The sequence below is a fragment of the Candidatus Saccharibacteria bacterium genome (genome assembly GCA_016191105.1).
Taxonomy (GTDB): domain Bacteria; phylum Patescibacteriota; class Saccharimonadia; order CAILAD01; family BJGX01; genus JACPPH01.
This window is the reverse complement of record JACPPH010000008.1, coordinates 182,233-203,444: the sequence shown is the minus strand read 5'-3', so window position 1 is coordinate 203,444 and position 21,212 is coordinate 182,233. Positions and strand designations below refer to the sequence as shown.

The 21,212-nt window shown below is 48.6% G+C and carries 22 protein-coding genes; 5 read left to right on the top strand and 17 right to left on the bottom strand.

The genetic code is table 11. The features are described from left to right. Positions 1–243: 243 nt before the first annotated feature. Positions 244–732: a hypothetical protein gene (locus tag HYX70_04975; protein ID MBI2798607.1), complete on the top strand. Its 489-nt coding sequence runs from the start codon at positions 244–246 to the stop codon at positions 730–732. Beyond that, on the top strand, positions 729–1,241 hold the full coding sequence (locus HYX70_04970; protein ID MBI2798606.1) for a hypothetical protein: 513 nt from the start codon (positions 729–731) through the stop codon (positions 1,239–1,241). Before HYX70_04975 ends, HYX70_04970 begins: the two co-directional genes overlap by 4 nt. 285 nt (positions 1,242–1,526) lie before the next feature. On the opposite strand, the gene HYX70_04965 is transcribed toward HYX70_04970, so the two are convergent. Next, a complete protein-coding gene (locus HYX70_04965; GenBank protein ID MBI2798605.1) occupies positions 1,527–2,813 on the bottom strand; it encodes a rod shape-determining protein in 1,287 nt (428 codons plus the stop codon). Positions 2,814–2,958: 145 nt separating this feature from the next. Between HYX70_04965 and HYX70_04960 the strand changes: the two genes are divergently transcribed. From HYX70_04960 to HYX70_04950, 3 genes are all read left to right on the top strand, one after another. Next, entirely contained in the window at positions 2,959–3,213 is a 255-nt protein-coding gene (locus HYX70_04960; GenBank protein MBI2798604.1) for a WhiB family transcriptional regulator, read from the top strand. A 22-nt stretch (positions 3,214–3,235) separates the two neighbouring features. Then, positions 3,236–4,132: a CDP-alcohol phosphatidyltransferase family protein gene (locus tag HYX70_04955; protein ID MBI2798603.1), complete on the top strand. Its 897-nt coding sequence runs from the start codon at positions 3,236–3,238 to the stop codon at positions 4,130–4,132. Between the two features lie 120 nt (positions 4,133–4,252). Further along, a complete protein-coding gene (locus HYX70_04950) occupies positions 4,253–4,438 on the top strand; it encodes a hypothetical protein (protein ID MBI2798602.1) in 186 nt (61 codons plus the stop codon). Positions 4,439–4,838: 400 nt separating this feature from the next. Here the strand turns inward: HYX70_04950 and HYX70_04945 are convergent, their stop codons facing one another. The 16 genes from HYX70_04945 to HYX70_04870 form a co-directional block, all read right to left on the bottom strand. Then, the gene (locus HYX70_04945; GenBank protein ID MBI2798601.1) at positions 4,839–6,656 is read right to left on the bottom strand and encodes an alanine--tRNA ligase; all 1,818 of its coding nucleotides are present in this window, start codon (positions 6,654–6,656) and stop codon (positions 4,839–4,841) included. A 33-nt stretch (positions 6,657–6,689) separates the two neighbouring features. Next, complete coding sequence (locus HYX70_04940) at positions 6,690–7,247, bottom strand: hypothetical protein (protein ID MBI2798600.1); 558 nt, start codon at positions 7,245–7,247, stop codon at positions 6,690–6,692. 77 nt (positions 7,248–7,324) lie between these two features. Then, entirely contained in the window at positions 7,325–8,422 is a 1,098-nt protein-coding gene (gene mnmA / locus HYX70_04935; protein MBI2798599.1) for a tRNA 2-thiouridine(34) synthase MnmA, read from the bottom strand. Continuing rightward, positions 8,415–8,762 (bottom strand): hypothetical protein, encoded by a 348-nt coding sequence (locus HYX70_04930; protein ID MBI2798598.1) that lies wholly within the window; start codon positions 8,760–8,762, stop codon positions 8,415–8,417. The genes mnmA and HYX70_04930 overlap by 8 nt, the downstream gene beginning before the upstream one ends. A 104-nt stretch (positions 8,763–8,866) precedes the next feature. Continuing rightward, positions 8,867–9,457: a YdcF family protein gene (locus HYX70_04925; protein ID MBI2798597.1), complete on the bottom strand. Its 591-nt coding sequence runs from the start codon at positions 9,455–9,457 to the stop codon at positions 8,867–8,869. 4 nt (positions 9,458–9,461) lie between these two features. Continuing rightward, positions 9,462–10,604, bottom strand: a complete 1,143-nt coding sequence (locus HYX70_04920; GenBank protein ID MBI2798596.1) for a cysteine desulfurase — start codon at positions 10,602–10,604, stop codon at positions 9,462–9,464. A 27-nt stretch (positions 10,605–10,631) separates the two neighbouring features. Continuing rightward, a complete protein-coding gene (locus HYX70_04915) occupies positions 10,632–11,432 on the bottom strand; it encodes a TatD family hydrolase (protein MBI2798595.1) in 801 nt (266 codons plus the stop codon). Then, the gene (locus tag HYX70_04910; GenBank protein MBI2798594.1) at positions 11,429–12,859 is read right to left on the bottom strand and encodes a methionine--tRNA ligase; all 1,431 of its coding nucleotides are present in this window, start codon (positions 12,857–12,859) and stop codon (positions 11,429–11,431) included. Before HYX70_04910 ends, HYX70_04915 begins: the two co-directional genes overlap by 4 nt. After that, positions 12,856–14,835 carry a transglutaminase domain-containing protein gene (locus HYX70_04905; protein ID MBI2798593.1) on the bottom strand — a complete coding sequence of 660 codons (1,980 nt, stop codon included), beginning with the start codon at positions 14,833–14,835 and terminating at the stop codon, positions 12,856–12,858. Before HYX70_04905 ends, HYX70_04910 begins: the two co-directional genes overlap by 4 nt. Before the next feature lie 21 nt (positions 14,836–14,856). Continuing rightward, positions 14,857–15,291, bottom strand: coding sequence for a GNAT family N-acetyltransferase (locus HYX70_04900; protein ID MBI2798592.1), 435 nt, complete (start codon positions 15,289–15,291; stop codon positions 14,857–14,859). Beyond that, a complete protein-coding gene (gene rsmA, locus HYX70_04895) occupies positions 15,288–16,067 on the bottom strand; it encodes a ribosomal RNA small subunit methyltransferase A (protein ID MBI2798591.1) in 780 nt (259 codons plus the stop codon). The genes HYX70_04900 and rsmA overlap by 4 nt, the downstream gene beginning before the upstream one ends. After that, entirely contained in the window at positions 16,064–16,561 is a 498-nt protein-coding gene (locus HYX70_04890) for an AAA family ATPase (GenBank protein MBI2798590.1), read from the bottom strand. The genes rsmA and HYX70_04890 overlap by 4 nt, the downstream gene beginning before the upstream one ends. A 2-nt stretch (positions 16,562–16,563) precedes the next feature. Continuing rightward, complete coding sequence (locus HYX70_04885; GenBank protein MBI2798589.1) at positions 16,564–17,169, bottom strand: isochorismatase family protein; 606 nt, start codon at positions 17,167–17,169, stop codon at positions 16,564–16,566. Positions 17,170–17,228: 59 nt separating this feature from the next. Beyond that, positions 17,229–18,407 carry a DUF348 domain-containing protein gene (locus HYX70_04880; GenBank protein MBI2798588.1) on the bottom strand — a complete coding sequence of 393 codons (1,179 nt, stop codon included), beginning with the start codon at positions 18,405–18,407 and terminating at the stop codon, positions 17,229–17,231. A gap of 169 nt (positions 18,408–18,576) precedes the next feature. Next, positions 18,577–19,011: an NUDIX hydrolase gene (locus tag HYX70_04875; protein MBI2798587.1), complete on the bottom strand. Its 435-nt coding sequence runs from the start codon at positions 19,009–19,011 to the stop codon at positions 18,577–18,579. Continuing rightward, the gene (locus HYX70_04870) at positions 19,008–21,176 is read right to left on the bottom strand and encodes a UvrD-helicase domain-containing protein (protein MBI2798586.1); all 2,169 of its coding nucleotides are present in this window, start codon (positions 21,174–21,176) and stop codon (positions 19,008–19,010) included. Before HYX70_04870 ends, HYX70_04875 begins: the two co-directional genes overlap by 4 nt. Positions 21,177–21,212: the final 36 nt, after the last annotated feature.

Sequence of the window (21,212 nt, the reverse complement as noted above, 5' to 3'; positions counted from 1 at the left end):
GGCAATGTAGGTTCTTACCGCCGTAGAGTATTCTCCGAAGATACATTTTAATGGTAGTTTCACTTGGTATTTGGTTGAGTTTGTACATGTTCATCATTGTCCTCCTTTTGATGAATCTGTACCAACTGGTTTACATTACCCTGCAAAAAACTATTGACAATCTCGTGATATAATGGTACAATGGTGTAGATGTAACGCTCGGCTATCTGTCGAGTGCCGCAAGCACAACAAAGGGGGTGTGGCATGACCGCCACAACCGAAACACCGCGTCCCAGGACGCAACCCACCCGGCCCACCGCGCCAGACGGACCCGACAACGGCCCCAAGATCCTGGCGATCGTTGGTGTCGTGGCGGTCGTACTGGTTCTGGCCAGCGGCCTCTGGCTGCTCACGCGTGGCGACGACGGCGAAGCCCAACGAGCCCAGCAGCGCGAAGCCACCCGCTCCAAGGCCGAGGCAGTGTTGCGAGCGCGCTTCAACGACACCAACCCTTCGGTCGGCCCTCTCCAAGTGATGGTCGTGAAGTGGGATGGTGACACACTGGTGGCCGACTGGATCCAGGGCGACAAGGTGCAGAAGAAGTGCCACGCCCCGGTCGTCATCGGCGCCGACGGGCAAAGCTTCGGAGTCGAGCGCTTCGACCCAGTGCCGTTCGCCAACCAGGACAAGGCCAAGGCCACCTGTGTGGCCACCGACACAACAGCCTTTGCCCGGCGCTTCGCGGCCTGGTGAGCAAGATCTTTACCTATCCGCATGTGACAGGCGTGGTGCCAGTAGGCGACTCGGTGCTCATCCAGTTTGAGCCACACTGCCTCACACAACCACCCACTTTGTTCATGAAGCTCACAAGTCTCGAAGAAGTGGTCAGCGAAGCAGCTGTCGCGCTAGCGCTGGGCAGGTCTTACGGTGATGATCGCATCAAACTCGTCATCCGTTCGAACCGCATAGGCGAGCTGGTAGCCACACCGCATCGTTACGAGCAGATGCTCGACATCCGCGATGCCGGCACCTACACCAACTGCGGTCTTCAACTATTGGAGGCATTAGGCGAGATCGATTGCCAGGGCTATCTCTTCTTCTATCCACCCCTTCACCCGAATGCCCAGCAGAGCTACGCGGTGGTGACAACCGACGATGCGTTTGCTGTCTGCGACGCTTTTGAGTCGGCACTCGACGGGGGCGTGATGACCCAATTCCTTCCATTCGAAGACGAGCAACCCGTTCAGCCCCTCGAAACATAGGGTGTCTCCTGCGACCCCAAACGCCCCGTCAATCACGACGGGGCGGTCGCATTTATAGCTGATATTTGCTTGATCCGGCATTAAAGCAATCAGAAAAGCCAACCAACCTGAGTAATTCTGATTCGAGAACTTGCTTGTCATAGCAGCGCAGAACAGAAAGTGAAGGCTGGTTGGGTGCTTCTTGATTGTGTCCATGCCGGAAGCTTTGGCAACTTTCCGCTACAAAGGAGTCCCGCGCGGACAGCGCAAGCTAGATTCCCGCCTTCGCCGGAATGACAAAGAAGGTTAAAGACTAAGGGTTCGACTCAATCGCTGCAAAATGTTCTCGCCCATCGATTGACTACCCACAATATCTAAGCCCAAATTGGCCAAACCCATCGGTGTAATCTCTTGAGGGCTGTTTAGGTTCCCAGTTTTGTCCACCACCCTATTCACTTCTTTGGGACTTACAAAATCAATGCTGGGTTTGCGGGCAAAGGCTAAATTCTTGTACCAGTGGTCGTGGCTTAAGGCCTTTTTGATCTCGGGCAAGGCTGAGCCGCCGCCACACAACAGAATTCGGGTTGGCAGATGGTCTAAATTATCGAACTCACTTAAACTTAATTCCACGCCCGATAGCCAAGTTTCCACGTCGCTAGCAAGAGCATCGGTTACCTCTTTGGCCTGAGCGCCAGTGAGTTTGCCAGCTGAGTGTTGAAGTTTAAGCTCTTCGGCTTTGTCGAAGCCAACACCTAGGGCTGAGCTAATACGCTTAGTAAAGCTGCGCCCACCAATGGCGAACATTTGGGTGCCCTCCACGCCACCATTATTAACTACGGCAATATCGCTGGTGCCGCCACCAATATCTATAAATATAGCACTAAACTCGGTTGAATCCTCGGCGCCCACAGATTTAGCCACAGCAAAAGGTTCGGCAGCAATATTAATGCAGTTTAGGTCGAGATCGGCTGCCACAGTTTGCAGCGCACCCAAGTGCACCATGGGCGCAAAGGCGTTAAAAATCTGAATAGTTACATCTTTGCCCTGAAAGCCAACTGGATTGGTTACTCGGTAGCCGTCGATGTAAACATCGACCACTGCGGCATTCACTAGCTTAACCTCAAGCTCACGCTTGCCAGTTTCCCAGCTTAGTTGCTTGCGTACGGCATCGAAGGCCTGCTTTTGAATGCGCTCAATTATGTCCATCAATTCAGCTTGGTCGATCTTAATATTGGGTTTGGCGCGGCGATAGCTAACGGTGGTGGTGCCGCCCTTTACCAACTCGCCGGCAATACCCAAAACCGCATCTTTGGCCACACAGCCAGCCATCTCTTCGGCTCGGCGCAAGGCGGCATCGCAGTTCTCTACCACTCCAGCAATATCGGTAATAGCACCGCTACTCATATCGGTTAGGCGCTGGCGCTGGCGGCCGCTGCCAATAATCTCTACCACCTGCTCACGCTTGCCGGTCTTTTCGTCTTTGCCCTCTACTACTTGACCAATAAGAGCCTTAACGTACTCGGTACCAATATCGAGTGCAACTAAATATTGATCTGTGTTTTGCGATTTTTTAGAAAATTTTGGAAACTTCAATTCGTATGATTTGCCTGTTTGTAAATCACCTATAATTGTACCGCTTATGGTAGGGCTTGGCTAGCCACTAAAACCTTGAAAACCATATAAAGTTATGATATTATGGGCGAACAAGCGCACCTGAAGAACAAAAGGAGATGACACCATGCGCGATGACGATTGGATGGCTCGCGGCGCGTGCCGGTTCGAGCCACCCGCAAAATTTTTTCCCAGCGATGGAGTGGGGGTGGAGATCGCCAAGCGCGTCTGTGCCACCTGCCCGGTCAAGGATCCGTGCCTTGAGTATGCACTCGAGCACCATCTCGATCACGGCGTGTGGGGCGCTACCAGCGAACGCCAACGACGGCGAATACTCAAGAAACGCAAACAACCCGACAACCCGAGCCAAATCGGAGTCTGAACAGCGAAAGGACAGCATGAGCATGAGCCAAGTTATACCTATCAACGACCAGGCTCGGGCCGGTCTCGAGCAACCCTCGCGTTGGCAGGCCGATCGGTCAGCCTACGCCAAACTAGGCAAGGATCTGCTGGCGGGGCTCGAAGCAACCTTTCGGTTCGTCTTTGTGCTACTCGCCTCACCAATCTTGATCGTGCTTATGCCGCTACGACGGCTGTGGGTGGTCAAGATGACAGCCAACATCATGAGCTTTGCACGGCTGGTGGTAGCGCCGGTTGTGATCTTGGGCTACTTCTTGCCCTCGATCCTTCAACAGGGCGATATCACCAAGTGGACCACTTGGGTGGTAGGTATAGCCCTGCTCGACGGTATTGACGGACCCTGCGCCCGCTATCTCGATGCCGAAACCGACCTGGGCAAGATACTCGACCCGTTGGCCGACAAGATCATGATGGTCTGCCTGGTGTTGGCCTATGTAATCGGCACCATCCACGAAACCGGTTGGCTGCTGGTACCGCCCTTGTTGGTGGTAATCGTGTGGGTCTTCCATGTTGAACTCAACCTGGTCAAGGTTTCGACCAAATTGATTGCGCCCATGGTGCTCCGTATGGAGGTTGCCCATCCTGGTGCTAACGTCTGGGGCAAGATCAAGTTCAACGTGCAGATGGCAGCGTTCTTGGTGGGGTTCATGTTCCTGATCCACGATCCCACCAACCAGTTCGGCCCGGTTACAACCGTGGTTCTGCTAGGCATTGCCCGATGGTTAGCCGACAAGAGTCTGACTCGCCACCGTTGGGAATACATCTGGCTGGTAGTGCTAAGCCAGATCAACCCCCCGGCGCCGCAAGTAGACGTTCAATTCCCGATCCGGTTGGCTCTGGCCACCAGATTCCCGCTCGAGAGGTTCGGCCGAGTGGCTTAAAGCCGTCGCGAAAGGAGTTACTCAAAACGAGTCCCCTCGCGGGGGCTCGTTTTCGTTATACGTGACTTTTTTCAGCCAAAGTTCTTATACTTAAAACATTATTTATAGGAGCTTAAATTAATGGCGAGTAACAAAAAAGACAGCAACGGCTCGGGCGGGTTACTGTTTGTTGGCTTTATGTTTGTCGGCATAGCAGCCGGCTCTTATTGGAACAGCGTGGCTATTGGTACCCTAGCCGGCATGGGTGCAGGTTTTTTGGCTATGGCTATCTACATGGCTTACGCTAGCAAAAAATCGCAAAAATAGCTTTCTCTGGCATTAAAGCAAACAGGAAGCCAAAGAGCTTGGTGTGCTCCACGTTCGAGGACTGTTTGAGTCCCGACAGTACCGTCGGGACGAGTTCCGCAGAACTGGAAGCGGAGAGTAGATGGCGCTCCTTGTTTGCGTCCATGCCAGAAGCTTTGCTTCTTTGGCTACAAAGAAGTGCCGTATGCACAGTACAAGATTCAGCTTTCGGCCGAATGGCCGACCGTTCTTTTGAGACACCAAAAGAGGGCAAAAGTGTTTTGGCCTATGCTGCGATTCAAGCAGCGTGCAATAGCAAAAATACTTTCCTGTTGCTGTGCGGTCTTGTAGTGACAAGATTCTCGCAACAAGAACGCATTTTGCCACTGCACTTGCTGATCACAGCAACGGCCGGAAGGAACTATTCGATAACGGCTTTAATGCGGCGCACGCCCGCTGACGACGACTCTTCTTTGGTTATCTTAAATTTACCTATTTCGCCGGTGTGTTTAACGTGCGGGCCACCACAAATTTCTTTGGAATACCAATCCCCCTCTGGATCACCCACGGTATAAACTTTCACCACATCGGGGTACTTCTCGCCAAAGGCACCCAAAGCACCTTTCTCGAAAGCTGTATCTTTCGGCATTTCCTCAAAACTCATGGGCATGTCTTTGTGGATCACATCGTTCACCATGTCTTCCACCTCTTTGATCTGCTCTGGAGTCATTTTTTCGTGATGCGAAAAATCGAAGCGCATACGCTCAGCCGTAATATTGGATCCGCGTTGCACCACATGATCACCCAGCACATTACGCAGAGCGCGGTACATAAGGTGTGTAGCAGTGTGGTACTTGGTGGCAACCTCACTATCATCGGCCAAGCCGCCCTTGAATTGCCCAGCTGTGGCGGTTCGACTACGTTCGCGTTGCTTTTCCATCTCGATCTCGAATTGGTTTTCAAAATCTTGAGCTACTGGCAAGCCAACTCGTTTAGCCTCTTCTAGGCTAAGCTCTTTTGGAAATCCATAGGTGTCGTAAAGGGTGAAGGCAGTTGCGCCATTCAGGTCTTTTTTGTCGCGTAATAGGCGCTCAAACTCTTTAAGGCCACGAGCTAGTGTTGAGCGAAATACTTTTTCTTCGCGTTCGAGAGTGCTCATAATTTCTGCCTCCCGGTCGTTAAGCTCCGGGTAAGCATCGCCATAAATCTCAATCACTTTTGGCACTATGTTTTTAAATAAGTCGCTTTGAATTCCCAATACCAGGCCTTCGCGAATTGCGCGGCGAGCCAGCCGGCGCATTACATAGCCTTGGTCTTTGTTACCAGGGCTTACACCATCGGCCGACATAAAAGTAACTGTGCGGCTATGATCGGTGATAATTCGAGCTGCGCGCAGCGATGATTCAGGTGAGGTTTCCTCAAAAACGGTTTTGTGCACGTTGCGAGCATAAGCCTCGACTGTCTCCAGGATTTCGTGCACAGAGTCGGTTTCGTAAACATTATCTACGCCCTGCATGGCTACAGCCATGCGTTCCAAGCCCATGCCGGTATCCACATTTTTGTTTGGTAATTCAGTGTAGCTACCATCCTTATTGGCACGGTAAGTCATAAACACGTTATTCCAAATCTCCACAAAATCGGTGCTTTCGGTATCGAACTTGGGATTTTTATCGCTGCCTAGATAATAGAAGATCTCGGTATCTGGGCCGGCTGCGCCTGTTTCTACCCCGCCCCACCAGTTATCGTCGTGTCCCAGAGCAAGGATTCGCTCACCTTCTTTGGCTTCGATGCCAACCTTTTTGTACAGCTCTTGCCAGATCTTGATAGACTCATCATCTTTCGGCACCTCACCATCACCCTCGTAGACAGTTATGTATAGTTTGTGTGGATCTATACCCATCCACTTTTTGTCGGTCAAAAATTCCCAGCTCCAGGTAATTGAGTCTTGTTTAAAGTAGTCGCCCAAGCTCCAGTTGCCAAGCATCTCGAAAAAAGTTAGGTGAGAGTAATCACCAACTTCATCGATATCGGTGGTTCGAACCACCTTTTGACTGTCAGCCAGGCGCTTGCCTTGCGGGTGTGGTTGACCCAACAGATAGGGCACCAAAGGGTGCATGCCGGCAGTTGTAAACAGCACCGTTGGATCGTGCTCGGGCACCACCGGTGCACTGGGGATAATGGCGTGGTCTTTAGATTTAAAGAAATCTAAGAATTTCTGCCGTATTTCTGCGGTTTTCATGAGCTTGATTATACTACTTTTTCAGGTTTGGGGCTAGTTACTAGGGGCGATGGTGCCGCCCGCATAAAATAAGGCGTCTTGAATAGATTTTATCACCGTCTGAACGTTTGGATCGTCACTCTTACAGTCAGCATTGGGCTGAATGCTGTAATACACGGCGCCGACCTTTTGGGCTCCCTTAAAGCCTTGTTGCGCGGTGCCCAACAGAGCTGCGCCCGATAATTTATTGGAGCTACCTTCGACCACTGCCTGGGCCTTGCACTGTGGAATCTTTATTGCATTGAGGGTGCGAGTCGAAAAACTCACATTGCCCGACGAATCGATAAAATAGTAGGCGTCTCTAATGGTTGGTGAGAGTTGTAGTTTTATGCCTTTTTCGGGAATGTTTAAGTAAGAACCGGCACCACTTTTAAACCCATTGGCCAATTTTTGATTGTCAGCCTTGAGATTATTTATTTGACCTTGCTGCACAAAAACTACGAATAGTAAAACAAGAGCCGCAGCCGCCAGAACCCAGGTAGCTACCCTCCAACCATTGCGCTGGGCCGGCTTTGGAGTTAACGATCTATCCTTGCGGTTTTTCACTGCCATTCGAAAGCAGGTACCGATTGGTTTTGTTGATCCATAATGAGCCCTTGTTATTTTGAACTTATTATAGCATAAGCATTTTAGAAGGGTTCGATAATGCCGCCACCCGCCACCTTGTTGCCATCGTACAAAACAGCCGATTGGCCAGGAGCTATTGCCCGTTCTGGTTTTGTGAGTTTGACCGTCCAGGTGTCGTCTCGAGCTTGTCGAGAGATCTGGCTAGACTTTTCCACCCCGGTCGAAGTGACAGGAAAACGCGGGGTAATAGTGCAAGCAATTGCCTTGACACGATATCGAACCTTAACTGTATATTCTTTGCCGGTTTCTGGCTCTTGCCACCAAACGCAGTCATTTATCTTAAAATTATTTCTCTTGAGAAGGGTTGAGTCCTCATCTGTTGTTACGTGCACTACGTTGGCTTTTGTATCAACTTTGTATACAAAGTAGGGTTGGCCGCCGCCAACTCCAAGGCCATGACGCTGACCAATGGTGTAATAAAACGCACCCTGATGTTGGCCTATTTTGTTGCCTCTCTCGCTCACGATATCACCTGGTTTAGGCCTTACAAACTCAGCCAAAAAATCGCGCATGGGCACCGGCCCTACAAAACACAACCCCTGACTATCGGCTCGGTTGGCTGTAGGTAATTTGTACTTACGAGCCAATATACGAACTTGAGTTTTGGCAAGCTCACCAAGCGGGAAAATTGTTTTCTTAGCCGCGCTCCCTGGCATGCGATACAAAAAATAAGTTTGGTCCTTACTGGCGTCCTTGGCCTTACAAAGTTGGCCGTCGATGATCTTGGCATAATGGCCAGTAGCGATCATTTCGGCGCCATCAGCCCGACACTTACTTAAAAACAGCTTAAATTTAATCTCAGAATTGCACATAATATCGGGATTGGGGGTTAGACCAGCTTTGTAGGTATCGATCATATATTTAGCGACAGTATCGAAATACTCTCTTTCAAAGTCATAGACTTTCAGGGGGATCTGGAGGTGCGCGGCCACCGAGCGAGCACTAGCCAGATCCTCGCGCCACGGGCAGTGATGGCCGGCCACATCGTGACTCCAGTTTTTCATGTACACACCTATAACTTCGTGGCCCTGGTCTTTAAGTAAGGCCGCAGCCACCGAGCTGTCGACTCCGCCCGAAAGCCCAACAAAGACCCTAGACACGTATCGTTTCCCCGGCCGTTGCAAGATCAGCAAGTGCAATAGCAAAATGCACTCTTTTTTTGAGAATCTGGTTTTTACCAGACCGCGCAGAAACAGAAAGTATTTTGCTTGTTGCGCGCTGCTTGAATCGCAGCACAGGCCAAAGACTTTTGCCTTCTTTTAGTCTTTTCAAAAGAAGGTTGGCCATTCGGCCAAAAGCTGAATCTTGCCATTCCATGGCTTGGCCAACTTTTGGCAGTAAAAGTTGGATAAAACTGCCGACATGGACACAAAACATGAGCACTAATGAGCTTTCGCTTCCAGTTCTGCGCAACTCATCTCGGTCAAGACCGGGATTCAAACAGTCCTCAAATTTGGAGCACTTAAGCTTACTTAGCTTCCTGTTTGCTTTAATGCCGGAGAAAGTAGCTAGATGTATTTTCGAATGTTGGAGGACGCCAGGTATCATTGGTAACTGCCGGTTAGGTAAATAAACACTAGCTTTTGTAACTCACTCAAAGAAATATCAAAAGCAAAGCCCGACTTCCACCAAGCCGCCTTGCTCCAGCGATCGTCGAAGGCAGAAACCCCAATTACCTTGTAGGCTGGCCCAAGCACTGCCCTAAATGTCATATCGGCCCGGCGTTGATGGTAGGGGCTGGTTACCAATATTAAACTGCGGGCATCGAGTTGGTCTAAGATATGTTTGCTATCGATTGCGTTTTGATAGGTGTCTTGAGCAGCTTCATCTATCAATATGTCTTGGTCGGCTATGCCAGCACTCAAAGCCTGATCGCGCATAGCCAGGGCGTTGCTGGGGCCATCGTCGAGAGCAGCACCAGAAAGAATTAGCTTTTTGCCGTAGCCATCTTTAAATAGTTGGATGCCCTTCTGGGCTCTAGCTGTTGTGCGGCCGCCCGAGATCACCACAATAGCATCGGCCTTTTGCAAGTTATCTTGAGGGCTCAAAAAAAAGCCTAGGCCAAAGAAAATCAACAAGACCAAGCCGCCAATAAGACCAGCCAAGATAATTGCTGCAACTGTACGCTTCTTCATTGCCTTAATTATACCCAAATTGCTTTAAACAATTCGACAAAGCTGCCAGAAATCGATCGACATCATCGCCACTAGTACTACGGCCAAAACTAACTCTGAGTGACCCTTGAGCTTGCCCGCTATTTAGGCCAAGTGTCATTAGTGCGCGGCTGGGCCGGTCGTTGCTAGCCTCGCAGGCCGCACCAGTGGCCACTTCAAGCCCTGCAGCATCCAGACTTGCCACCAAATCTTCGCCGTTGATGCCGGCAAAACAAATGCTCACACACCAAAACACCCTAGACTTTTTGTGGCCGTTAATTATAGCCTTTGGATAATTTTTTTGCACAAAACTGATTAGCTTAAGATAGAGTGCTTGAAATTTTAGATTGTCGACTTTACGATGTTGGCTTGCAAGCTCCAAGGCCTTGGCCATGCCTGCAGCAGCAACCACGTCCTCGCTACCCGGCCGTAATCCCCGTTGCTGAGCGCCGCCGAAAGCGGTGGGTTCGAGTTTGGTACCACGGCGTACATACAATACACCGGCACTTTTAGGGCCATAGACCTTGGCGCCGCTCAGGGTTAGCAAGTCCACTCCCAGCCTATTAACCTGTAAATTTAAGTTGGTAGCAGCCGAGGCATCGGTGTGAATAACAACGTTCTTATTGGCCTGTTTGGCTAGCCGGCAGATCTCCGCAATTGGCTGGACCGTACCGAATTCGCTGTTTACTGCTGAAATTGTGATTAAAATTGTTTTGCTGTTTATAAGCTTTTTGAGTTCAGCTTGCTTAACCTGCCCAGATTCGTCGACTGGGCACCATACGACCTCAAAGCCTTCGCGCTCAAGCTGTAAGAGAGGTTCATAAACCGAAGCGTGCTCGGTAGCGATACTAATTATACGTGCTTTTGGAGCTTTGTGGGCACGGGCATAACCTAAGATAGCCAGGTTGTTGGCTTCAGTAGCACCGCTGATAAATATAATCTCAGTCGAGTTGGCACCCAAAAACATGGCAACAGACTTTCGAGCTAAGCGTAGAATCTCTTTGGCTGTACGCGCACTCGAGTAGCTAGCCGAAGGATTGGCAAAGCTTCTGGCGGTTTTAACCATAACTTTTCCGACCTCATTATCTAGTGGTGTGGCGGCAGCGTAATCTAAATAAACACGCTTCATAGGCATATTACTATACCAGAAAAGCGCTTATTTTGCTAGATTAAAAAGTTTATCGACATTGCTCGTGGAGATGCTGGCTAGTTCCTCGACTTCTTGGCCACGCAAGTCGGCCAGGAACTTAGTAGTTTCCAAAACATAAGCAGGTTCGTTGCGCTTGCCACGATATGGCACGGGAGCCAGATATGGGCAATCGGTCTCAAGTAGAATTTTATCATCTGGAATCAATTCAGCCGCCTTAAGCTGGTTGGCATCTCTGGTAAAGGTCATGATGCCGTTGAGCCCAAAATATAAACCAGCTTCAAGCCCTTTTTCGACCTCTTTTGGACCGCCCGTAAAACTATGAATTACGCCCTGGATTTTGGGGTAATTTTTTAAGATTGTCCAAAAATCTTCCCACCCGTCTCGTATATGAAAAACCACCGGTAGCCCCTCTTGTGCCGCCAGTTCAAGCTGAAATTCTAAAGCTCTCTGCTGCTCAGCCTGGCCAGACAAATTTCGATAGTAATCGAGGCCACATTCACCAACAGCCACAATTTTGCCTTGGTTATCTTCGGCTTGGATGAGTTCCTTAATAGTAAGCAGCGCATCTTCTCCCCTGCTAGCTTCGTGCGGATGAAGCCCGGCCGTGGCATACAAGCCAATGCTGGCAGCCTGCCTTTTAACCTCTGCGTTACTCACGAAGTCCAGGGCTTTTTGCGAGTCAACGTCGTTCACCCCTACACAGATTATCTGGTTGACTTTGGCTTTACGACAATTACCAAAGACTTCGCCTAGATCGTGGCTAAATTCATCGAAATGAATGTGAGCGTGGGTATCGACTAAGCTCATTCTTCAACCCGAGGAAACAAAATGCCTACTGAGCTGTCAACTTTACCGCCCATGAAAGTCTTCTGAATCTTAGCGGTGGCTTCTGGAATAACCGGCTCTAGCCATTTACTCAACTCAACCAGTTCAGAAACAATCCCACTCAATACATCTTTAACTTTACCGGGTTCGGTTTTTACTAGTTCCCACGGTTTGTTTTCCTCGATAGAAGTATTAAGTTCCTCAATTCGAACAAATATTTTTTGCAAATACTGTTCAAATTTGAGTTTTTCAATATCATCTTCGAGCGCTAGAGGCTTAGCTGGGTTAATTTTTTCAAATGACCCATCGCAATATTTGTTGAGCATTGCGGCTGTTCGAGTTACTAAGTTGCCCAGCTTATTGCCAAGCTCAGTCTCATAGACAATCTTGAACCGTTCCCGACTGAAATCACCGTCAGCCCCAAAAGGGATCTCGCGCAATAAAAAGTAGCGTAGAGCATCGTTGCCATATTTGTTGGCTAGTTCAACAGGATCGATTGCATTGCCCAGACTCTTACTAATCTTTTCGCCATCGATGGTAAAAAAGCCGTGGGCAAAGACTTTTTGCGGAAGCTCTAAGCCGGCACTCATGAGCATTGCTGGCCAGATAATGCAGTGAAACTTAATAATATCTTTGCCAACAATGTGAACATTGGCCGGCCAGAATTCCTTGTACTTGTCATCTGGGTAGCCGACACCAGTTAGGTAGTTAATAAGTGCATCGAACCATACGTATATTATCTGGCTTTCGTCGAAAGGCAGTTTTATACCCCACTTTTGGCTGGCTCGCGAGATGCTAACATCTTCTAAACCGCGATCAATAAAGGCCGATACTTCGTTGCGCCGACTCTCGGGCTCTACAAAGTGTGGATTATCGGTTATATACTGCTTGAGTTGGTCTTGATATTTACTGAGTTTAAAGAAATAATTTTCCTCTTTAAGATGTTCAACTTCGGTTTTGTGTATTGGGCAGCAACCGTCGATCAGCTCGTCTTCGCGATAGAATGCCTCGCACTTAAAGCAATATGGTCCTTCGTAAACGCCTTTCTCAATGTCGCCTGCTTCGTGGATTTTCAAAATTACATCTTGTACCGCTTTAACATGGGCTGGTTCGGTAGTGCGAATAAAGCCATTATTGGTTATGCCTAGCTGTTTCCAGATAGCCTCCCATTTTTTGGCAGTCTGATCTGTATACTCTTGAATTTCCTGGCCGACTGCTTTAGCGGCCTCGATGGTTTTTTTAGAATTCTCATCGGTGCCAGTTAGTAAAAATACATTGCTATCACCAAGCTTACCGCGCCAATAGCGAGCCAACACATCGGCTGCAATGGTCGAGTAGGCGTGGCCAACATGTGGAACATCGTTGATGTAGTAAATGGGAGTGGTTACATAGAATTTTGGCTTGGTCATGATTTTGATTCCGGTGTCTTTGGCTTGTTTTTGATCTCGTGCAAGCGATTAACCGCCTGAGCTTGGGTCTGCTTAGCTTGGGCTAATTTTCGCTTAGTGTGTCTGGATTTTACCAACAAATAGATAACAATGCCAGCCAGAATTAGACAGAACACCACCAACGGCCACCATTGACTCGAGACCTGGGTAGTGGCTAGCATCAGCGAATTATTACCTGTCTGTAAAACCTTAACGGTCGAAGGATTAAGAAAGCCAATGCTTAGCCCCCAGGCCACGGAGCTAATTTTTTGAGCCGGCGCCAGCGAACCAAGCTTAACTCGCTGGCTGTAGCTACCTTCGGTTATTTCGAGGTAATAATTGTCACCGGCAGCATTCTGAGGTGCCTGTAAGCTATAGTTTATGAGACTCACAAACGGCAGAACCGCATATTTACTAACACTTATCTGACTCGTGGATGGTAGTTGTGCCACAGCTTGTTGGTAGCTAATAGTTGTAGCTTCGTATTGGTAATTAATATCCTGGCCGTTTTGCATAACCGCGGTCGGTGAGTCATTGTTTTTGCCCCAAATAGCAAAAGCTACATGAGCAAGATCAGAGGTGCCAAAGTTCTGAAACTTCTCAGCCCAGGTTGGGTCAACGTTCATCCAGCCTACACCCGGTACATAAGCTTCAACCCAGGAGTGCAGCGAATCGCTAACCGACGAAGACGGCTTGAGATTACCAGAATAGCCATAACCAATTGGCATGCGTGCCGGAATACCGGCCGCCCGCAAGAGCGCGATAGTAAGATCGGAGTACTCCAAACAAACAACATTATTGGGGTTTTCAAAGGCCTTGAGCGCACCTTGGCGAATGTTGTATTTAATTTTTTCGCTGTTGTAGCTAAGCCTGCTCACCACATAGTCATTAATAGCTTGTACCTGCTTGGCAACCGTATCTTTGCCCTTGGTTAGCTCGTTGGCTTTTTGAATAATCGCCGGATTATTGGCTTGCCAATAGGGCTGAGGGCTAGTATAGGCGCCTACCAACTCAGCCGGAATATCGGCCTTGGTGCCACTGGCTACCAGGTTGTAATCTAAGTACTTAACCACCACCGCAACACTAGTTTTCACTACCATGCGAGTTCGTGGTGGCACCATGTAATCAGCTAGTATGTTGCCCTCAGCATCCAAACGCGTAGCCGATGGTTGAGGCTCAAGCCTATTTATGTAGACTTTTTGAGCCGAAGTGGTAGGCGGTAGGGTTACAGTAAGGGTTTTGGCCGTATTAGAGTCGTTGTTGAGCGGAAAGTTAAAATTAATGTCATACACTGTAGAGTCGCCAAACACCAGGCTAAGAGATTGGTTGGCAATATCGGTTTGATCAAAGTTATAAGTAGTAAAACCGTCTTTACTGCCGGCATTGACTGGCCGCGGACCAGTGGTGTGTAGTGGCCCAAAATTGTCGGGCACAACCAAGCTAATCTTGTATTGTACGCTTGCATCGGCCGCCACCGAGGGAATATAAACTGTGCGCGCACTACCTTGGCTTTCTACCAGCTTAGTAGTATCAAAACTAACCACAAAACTCCAGCGATTGCCTAAGCCAGCATTTTGACGATTAAAGTTAATCAGTATCTGTTGGTAGTTATAGCTATAGCCCTTGCTGTTGGCCGCTTTCACAGCCGTAGTGTAAGGGATACTAGCACCGTCGCCATAGTTGACTGTTAGGTTAGTCAGCTGATCGGTCGGAGCTGAAAGCTGAATGCTGTTTAGGTATTTGTTGGCGGTTTGATTTGTAACCGCATAAGTTTCGGTAACCCGGGTGACGCCATCAGATCGAGCCTCATACTTAATGTCAACCGTATTTGCAAATTCGGCCGCCGCCCGGCTCGGCTGTGGAACAGCTGTGGCCATTAGGCCATAAAGAATCAACAACCCGATAGCTGCGGCTTGCAACAGCCAGCCGCCAGTAAATCTCTGGCCAAATTTTCTCATATTTTTATGATAGCATATGAACTATTTCAGGTCGTACTTATAAACATTGGTTGGGGCTGGTACTAGTCGTTTTCGGTAAAAGGCGTTAGCCTTCTCTTTAGATGGCCGCGACGTCCACATAAGTCTAGTGACACCCATTTTTTTGGCCCGTTCGACTGCAAAGTTAAACATTTTGTCTGCCAACCCCGTGCCTTGATTGCTTCTGTCTATAGCGAAGTGTTCAAATACGCCTTGTTTTCCTGTGAGCGTATAGTAAGCTGCGACTGTGCACATACCAACAACCTTTTGATCACGAACCGCAACTACAACGATAGTCTCTTTGTTACTGAGCATATCGTTAACAATTGTGATATCCAACTTTCTGGGCTTATCAAATAACTTAAATAATTCATTTAGGTCATTAAGATTATTATCTGTGCATTCTTTTAAAACCTTTATTGTTGACTTTTCGTTCATAGCACACTTTCTGCCGAATTATACAGCCGCCGCCATTCGTCTAAACTTAGTTCTTGGGCACGAGCAGTTGGCTTAAGCTTAGCTTGTTCGAGTAAACTCTCGACCTCATTTGTTGGCAACTGCAAGCCACCACTCAGGGAATTGCGTAGCATCTTGCGCTTCTCGCCAAAGCCGGCCTTAACTAAACGAAAAAGCTTTTTGGTGTCGGCCGTAAAGGCTGGCTTGGGGCGTCGCACAATCTGGATTATGGCCGAATCCACATTCGGGACAGGCTGGAATAGTTCTCGACTTACAGCTCGAACAATATGAGCAGTCGCATAGTATTGCACGCTCACACTCAATATCGACATCTGCCCTGGCTTGGCCACAATCCGTTCGGCAACTTCTTCTTGGATGAGCAAGCTCATAATGCTCGGTGAGTTTGGAGCCTCTAGTAGTCTACGAATTAAATTCGAGGTTAGGTAATATGGGATGTTAGCCACAACCTTGTAGCCTGGTGGTAGTTTAGATAGATCAAACTTGAGTATGTCTTGCTCAACAATCTCAACATTGCTGGTTAGTGCAAACTGGGCTTGCAAGCCAGGCAGCAAATCGGCATCGGCCTCGACCGCAATTACGGCTTTGGCCTTTCGTGCTAAAAGTTCGGTTAAGCTACCACGGCCAGGGCCAACCTCGAGCACAAAGTCGTCTTTGGTTAGCTCAGCCGCCTCCACAACTTTTTCTAGGCTTTCTTGGTCGAACAACCAATGCTGCCCAAATGACTTTTTAGCTTTCATTGCCCTACTTCTTTCAAGATGTACCGAGCTACATCTGCAACAGGCTTAGACGCATCGACCAATATTGCGCCTTTTTGCTTGGCATATTCTTCCACGCCTTTATTCCATGCAAGTTGACGCTTAAGATCTTCTGGGTCTTTGCCAAAATCGTGGCTGGTTCGGTTCATAATGCGGTGCTTCAAAGTTTCGTCGTCTACTTTGAGCATGAATATCTTACTAAAGTAATGCTCAAATTGGGCCTGGTTCATAGCTCCACCACAAACAAAAAGTATATTATCTGTTTGACTGCCTAGCCGCTGTTCAACCTTGTTTTTTTCCCACAACCAATTTAGCTGAGACTTCTCGCTGGTTGGCTCACCCGTTTTTGGATCACCATAGTAACCAAAAACCTTGTCTGCATCAATTACAGTATAGCCCTTTGTTTTTAGCTCTTCGCCAACTGTCGACTTGCCACTACCAGAGATGCCTTCAATCAAATAATTGTACTTGGCCATCCCTAAATCTTCTCTTTAAGCTCGGTCCAAGTAACGACTTTGGCCCAGTTTCTAAGAATTGGCCCACTTAGTATGAACTCTTTGTCTTCTTGGTTTCCCGAATATGGATCGACCCCCTCTTTGAGTACAAAGACTTTGTAGCCGCGCATGCTTAGCTCTTGGGCGGCGCACAACACACAACAATCAATTGTTAAGCCAATTAAGGCTACGTCGACTTCCCCTGGCTTGCCAACTGCTTTATCTAGCCACTCTCCAAGCCGTTTTGTGTCTTCATATGGATAGCCTGGATTTTTTGAGGGATCACCGGCATTTTCGCGTGTCCAAATAGGTGAGTTCATGCACTTTATCCAGACAGGTTGTAGCTTTACATCATCTGGTATAACAGACTCGTAGCCACTGGTAGCAGGCAGACAACTCGAGTCTCTATCGCCCGGCCTAGGTTGACGATAGTCCGATACAATTTCGGCAAGTTTTAAGTTGTGATCCCTCATAAAAGGTATGAGCGTTGCACTAACAAATTCAACGTTAGGATGCTCGTGGAAGTGCTTGCCGCCCTTGGCTGCAAAGTCTTTTTGCATATCTACCGACATTATTCGTGTTTTATTCATAGATTAATAATACCAAAAAGAGGCCGGGTTGGCCTCTTAAGTATGTTACCTATTAAATACTAGCGCAGGAACCGGCCACAGATAGGCCACGGGCTGGAGCCAGAGACTGCGTAGGTAGCTTGGGCTTTGGCATCTTGCACGGCCGGCGGAGCATCGGCAGGGTCACGATAGCCGCCATAATTGCCCCAAGTCGAGTAGCTAAACTGGTAGGCGCCGCGATAGAGTGGATTATTCTTGTTAGCATAATTACCGCCCGATTCACAGTTACGCAAGGCCGCCCAGCCAGAGGTGTTGGCATTATGAGCGTTTTGGGCAGCCACCGATACCGGGCCAATCACAACCACCTTGGTTTTTGGAGCAACATCAACTGCCTCTTGCAGCAGCTGCCTGGATTGTTCGGCGCCATTTTGCATGGTTATAGTAAAAGTCAGTGTCTTCTGCCCAGGCGCACCAGGATCGCGAACTTCACTATAGCCGACCGGTTTAGAGTCGTCGGTCACATACTGAATTTCGGGTTCTATAGTTTGCTGCTCGGCTACAATCTTTTGGTCAACCCGGTTAATAGCAATCTTCATGCCGGCAACTAATTTAGCGTTTGCCCCTGGAGTAATAACATCATTCGGCTGAACAGTTAGGCCTTTTTCGGCCAACAAGTCGGCAACTGTCGATTTCTGGGTACGCACGTTGAAAGTTTTGCCGGCCAACACTACAGTCACTGGTGTAGCACGCTGTATAACTAGCTTTTCGCCAACCGAGCCGTCACTAAGCATTTGGTGTTCGTTTTGGAGCTCGGGCGTTACAACATCTTCTGGATACAGAGTGATGTTGTTGCGCTCAATCACGCTGCGCGGGCTGCGATAGCCCGAAAGAATGGTTGTGGCTTTGCCACCATCGACAATTAAGTACGGCCGCGCCCGATAAATGTTTATATTGGTTACATTTGAGCTCAGAGGCTGGTCGGCACTAGGTTCAACCACATCGCCCTGGCCAAGCGTTACACCATTCTTTTCTAATGCCTCACCCACCGTATTGGCGCTAGTAGCAACCGTGCGCTTCTGGCCGTCGGCAAAAATGCTTACCAGGCTCTGACTATTGGCAAATGCCTGGTTGCTACCACTCAGGTTGATCTGATCGCGCGAAAAAGCACCGACTGTTAAGATAAACAAAAACACGAGTCCAAAGACAATTAGCCCGCGCTTGAGTGTGTATTTTGCTTTTCCAGTGTTTGCTTTTGCCAAGCCCTTGCGGACAACTGAAGATGACAATCTTCTCGGTAAAATAATAAGCCTCACAAATTATCTAAAAGGCTTTTGTTTTTGTTTATATTTGGCTAATCACTATTCTAGACCTTCAAGCATAAGCATGTCAATGGATTTTGAATACATTTTTGATTCATTTAGCTTATGCTTAACCGAGAAGCTGTAATTTTTCAAGCCAGAATTTCCAAACCGGCTCGAGCTGGCTTGATTTTAGGCTTCCCAGATCATACCAGCCAATAGATTTCACTTCGGATTCTTGTATTTTAGGCCTCCCGGTAACCTTAGCTTCATACAGATACCAGTCGTGGCCAGTTACACCAGCACTACACCAGTTCCAATCAATAAGCTCATGTTTCAGCAATTTAAGATCTTTGGCGGCTAGGCCGGCCTCCTCCAAGACTTCTCTTATAGCTGCGACTTTAGCAGACTCACCTTCATCAACATGACCAGCTATGCCTGCTAAACCAAATGGAGGGGTTGCACGATCAATTAAAAGAACTTGATTCTTGTCATTTACTACCAGAACACCTGCTGAAACATGAACTTGCTTATTGTTAATAGTAATGACCTTTGGCTTGCTCATACTTTTCTCAATGGTGCAAAGCCTAAGTTTAGGGTTTTTACGCCGGCTCGGTAGAAGCTTACTACAACTTCACTGTCATCGAGACTCTTAACGATGCCGCGGCCAAAGGCATCGTGCTCTACCTCATCACCCGGGCTAAGCTTAGGCAGATTGACAAACGGCTCATCGTCGAAGCTGTCACCGCTCGATGGATCAGACAGTGTTTGTCGCTGTAGCAGCTGGCCAAGGGTGCCAGTCGGTGAGGTTGATTCCACCAGCTCGGCTGGGATGTCGCTCAAAAAGCGCGAGGGCACGTTGTGCTGAGTGCGTCCATACAACATACGAGCATTGGCATGAATCATATAAAGCTTGCTCTTGGCGCGAGTCATGCCCACGTAGCATAGGCGGCGCTCCTCTTCGAGCTCCACAGCCTCAAACATGGCTCGAGAGTGCGGGAATATAGCCTCCTCCATACCGGCCATAAAGACGGTGTCGAACTCCAGCCCTTTAGCCGAATGTAGAGTCATCAAGGTTACGGCGTCTTGGCTTTCTTTGAGGCCATCGAGGTCAGAAATTAATGTGATTTCTGTTAGAAAGGCCTCCAAGCCAGCATTGTCGAAGCTCTTGGCTACGCCTATAAACTCTTGGAGGTTCTCAATGCGGTCGGCCGAGATGATGTTGCCGTCGTCTAGATACTTAAGGTAGCCAGTGGTTTTTAATACTGTCTCAACCAGCACGCTCAAGGGCAGAGTCTCTTGTTTTACCTGAAGCTCTTTGATGGTGGCGGCAAACTCAGTGAAAGCTTTGGCCGCCTTAGGTGTTAGCCCTTCAATCTCTGTGGCGTTGGCCATGGCCTCGAGCAAGTTAAGTTCAAACCGAGCCGTATAATCGAAAAATGTTTGTAAGCTGCGCTCGCCCAGGCCGCGCGGAGGCACGTTGATTACGCGGCGTAAACTAATCTGGTCGTTGGGCTGAAATACAAAGCGCAAGTAAGCTAAGGTATCTTTGATCTCTTTGCGTTCATAAAACCGTACTCCACCGACGATCTGGTATGGCACGTTGTAGCGCAGAAATGACTCTTCCAAGGCGCGTGACTGAGCGTTAGTACGGTACAGCACCGCAAAGTCATGCCGACTAAGCCGTGGGTCGTGCTCGATAGCGCTCTGAATAGTTTGCACTATAAACCGGCCCTCTTCGAGCTCATCGCGCACACTCACGAGCTGGATCTTAGCTCCACTGCCGGCTTCGGTCCAGAGCTCTTTTTCGCTGCGGGCAGTGTTTTTAGATATCACCGCGTGGGCAGCATCTAGTATGGTCTGAGTAGAGCGATAGTTTTGCTCGAGTTTTACAATCTTAGCGGTCGGATAATCACGCTCAAAATTAAGGATGTTTTCGTAATTGGCACCGCGCCAGCTGTATATGCTCTGCCAGTCGTCACCAACTACACAAACATTGCTGTGCTCACGCGCCAGTAAGTGAATGAGTGTGTACTGAGCGTTGTTGGTATCCTGATACTCATCGACCAATATGTACTGAAACTGGCTTTGGTATTTTTTTAACACCTCGGCCTCAGTTTGGAACAACTTAACTAACTGCATTATAAGATCATCAAAGTCCATAGCCTGGGCCTTACGCAACTCTTTTTGATAATCAGGGTAAATTTTGGCCGCGGCCTCTTGCAAGCGACCGACGGCAAAGTTGGCGTATTGGTTTGGATCGAGCAGTTCATTTTTGGCGCTGCTTATCATGTGCCCCACAGCGTTAGCAGTAATAGTTTTTTCGTCGATGCGGTGTTGTTTAATAAGGTGCTTAATGAGCGCCTGAGAGTCGTTGGTGTCGTAGATTAAAAAGTTACTAGGGTAGCCAATGTGGGTCGCCTCGCGCCGCAAAATCTTGTTGGCAATGGAGTGGAAGGTGCCAAGGAAGGGCAGATAGTTCATATTGTCTTCGTGAAAGTGCAGAATCCGCGCCACCCGTCGGCGCATTTCGCCAGCGGCTTTGTTGGTAAACGTAACCGCCAAAATGTTGGCGGCCGGAATTTTGCGCTCAGCAATCAGGTAGGCTATGCGGTGCGTAAGGGTTTTGGTTTTACCACTGCCAGCACCAGCCAGCATTAATACTGGCCCTTCGGTGGCCAGCACGGCCTGCTTTTGCGATTCATTTAGAGATTCCAGAATCTGTTGCATTGGTCTATTTTACTACAAGCATTAGCACATACGAAC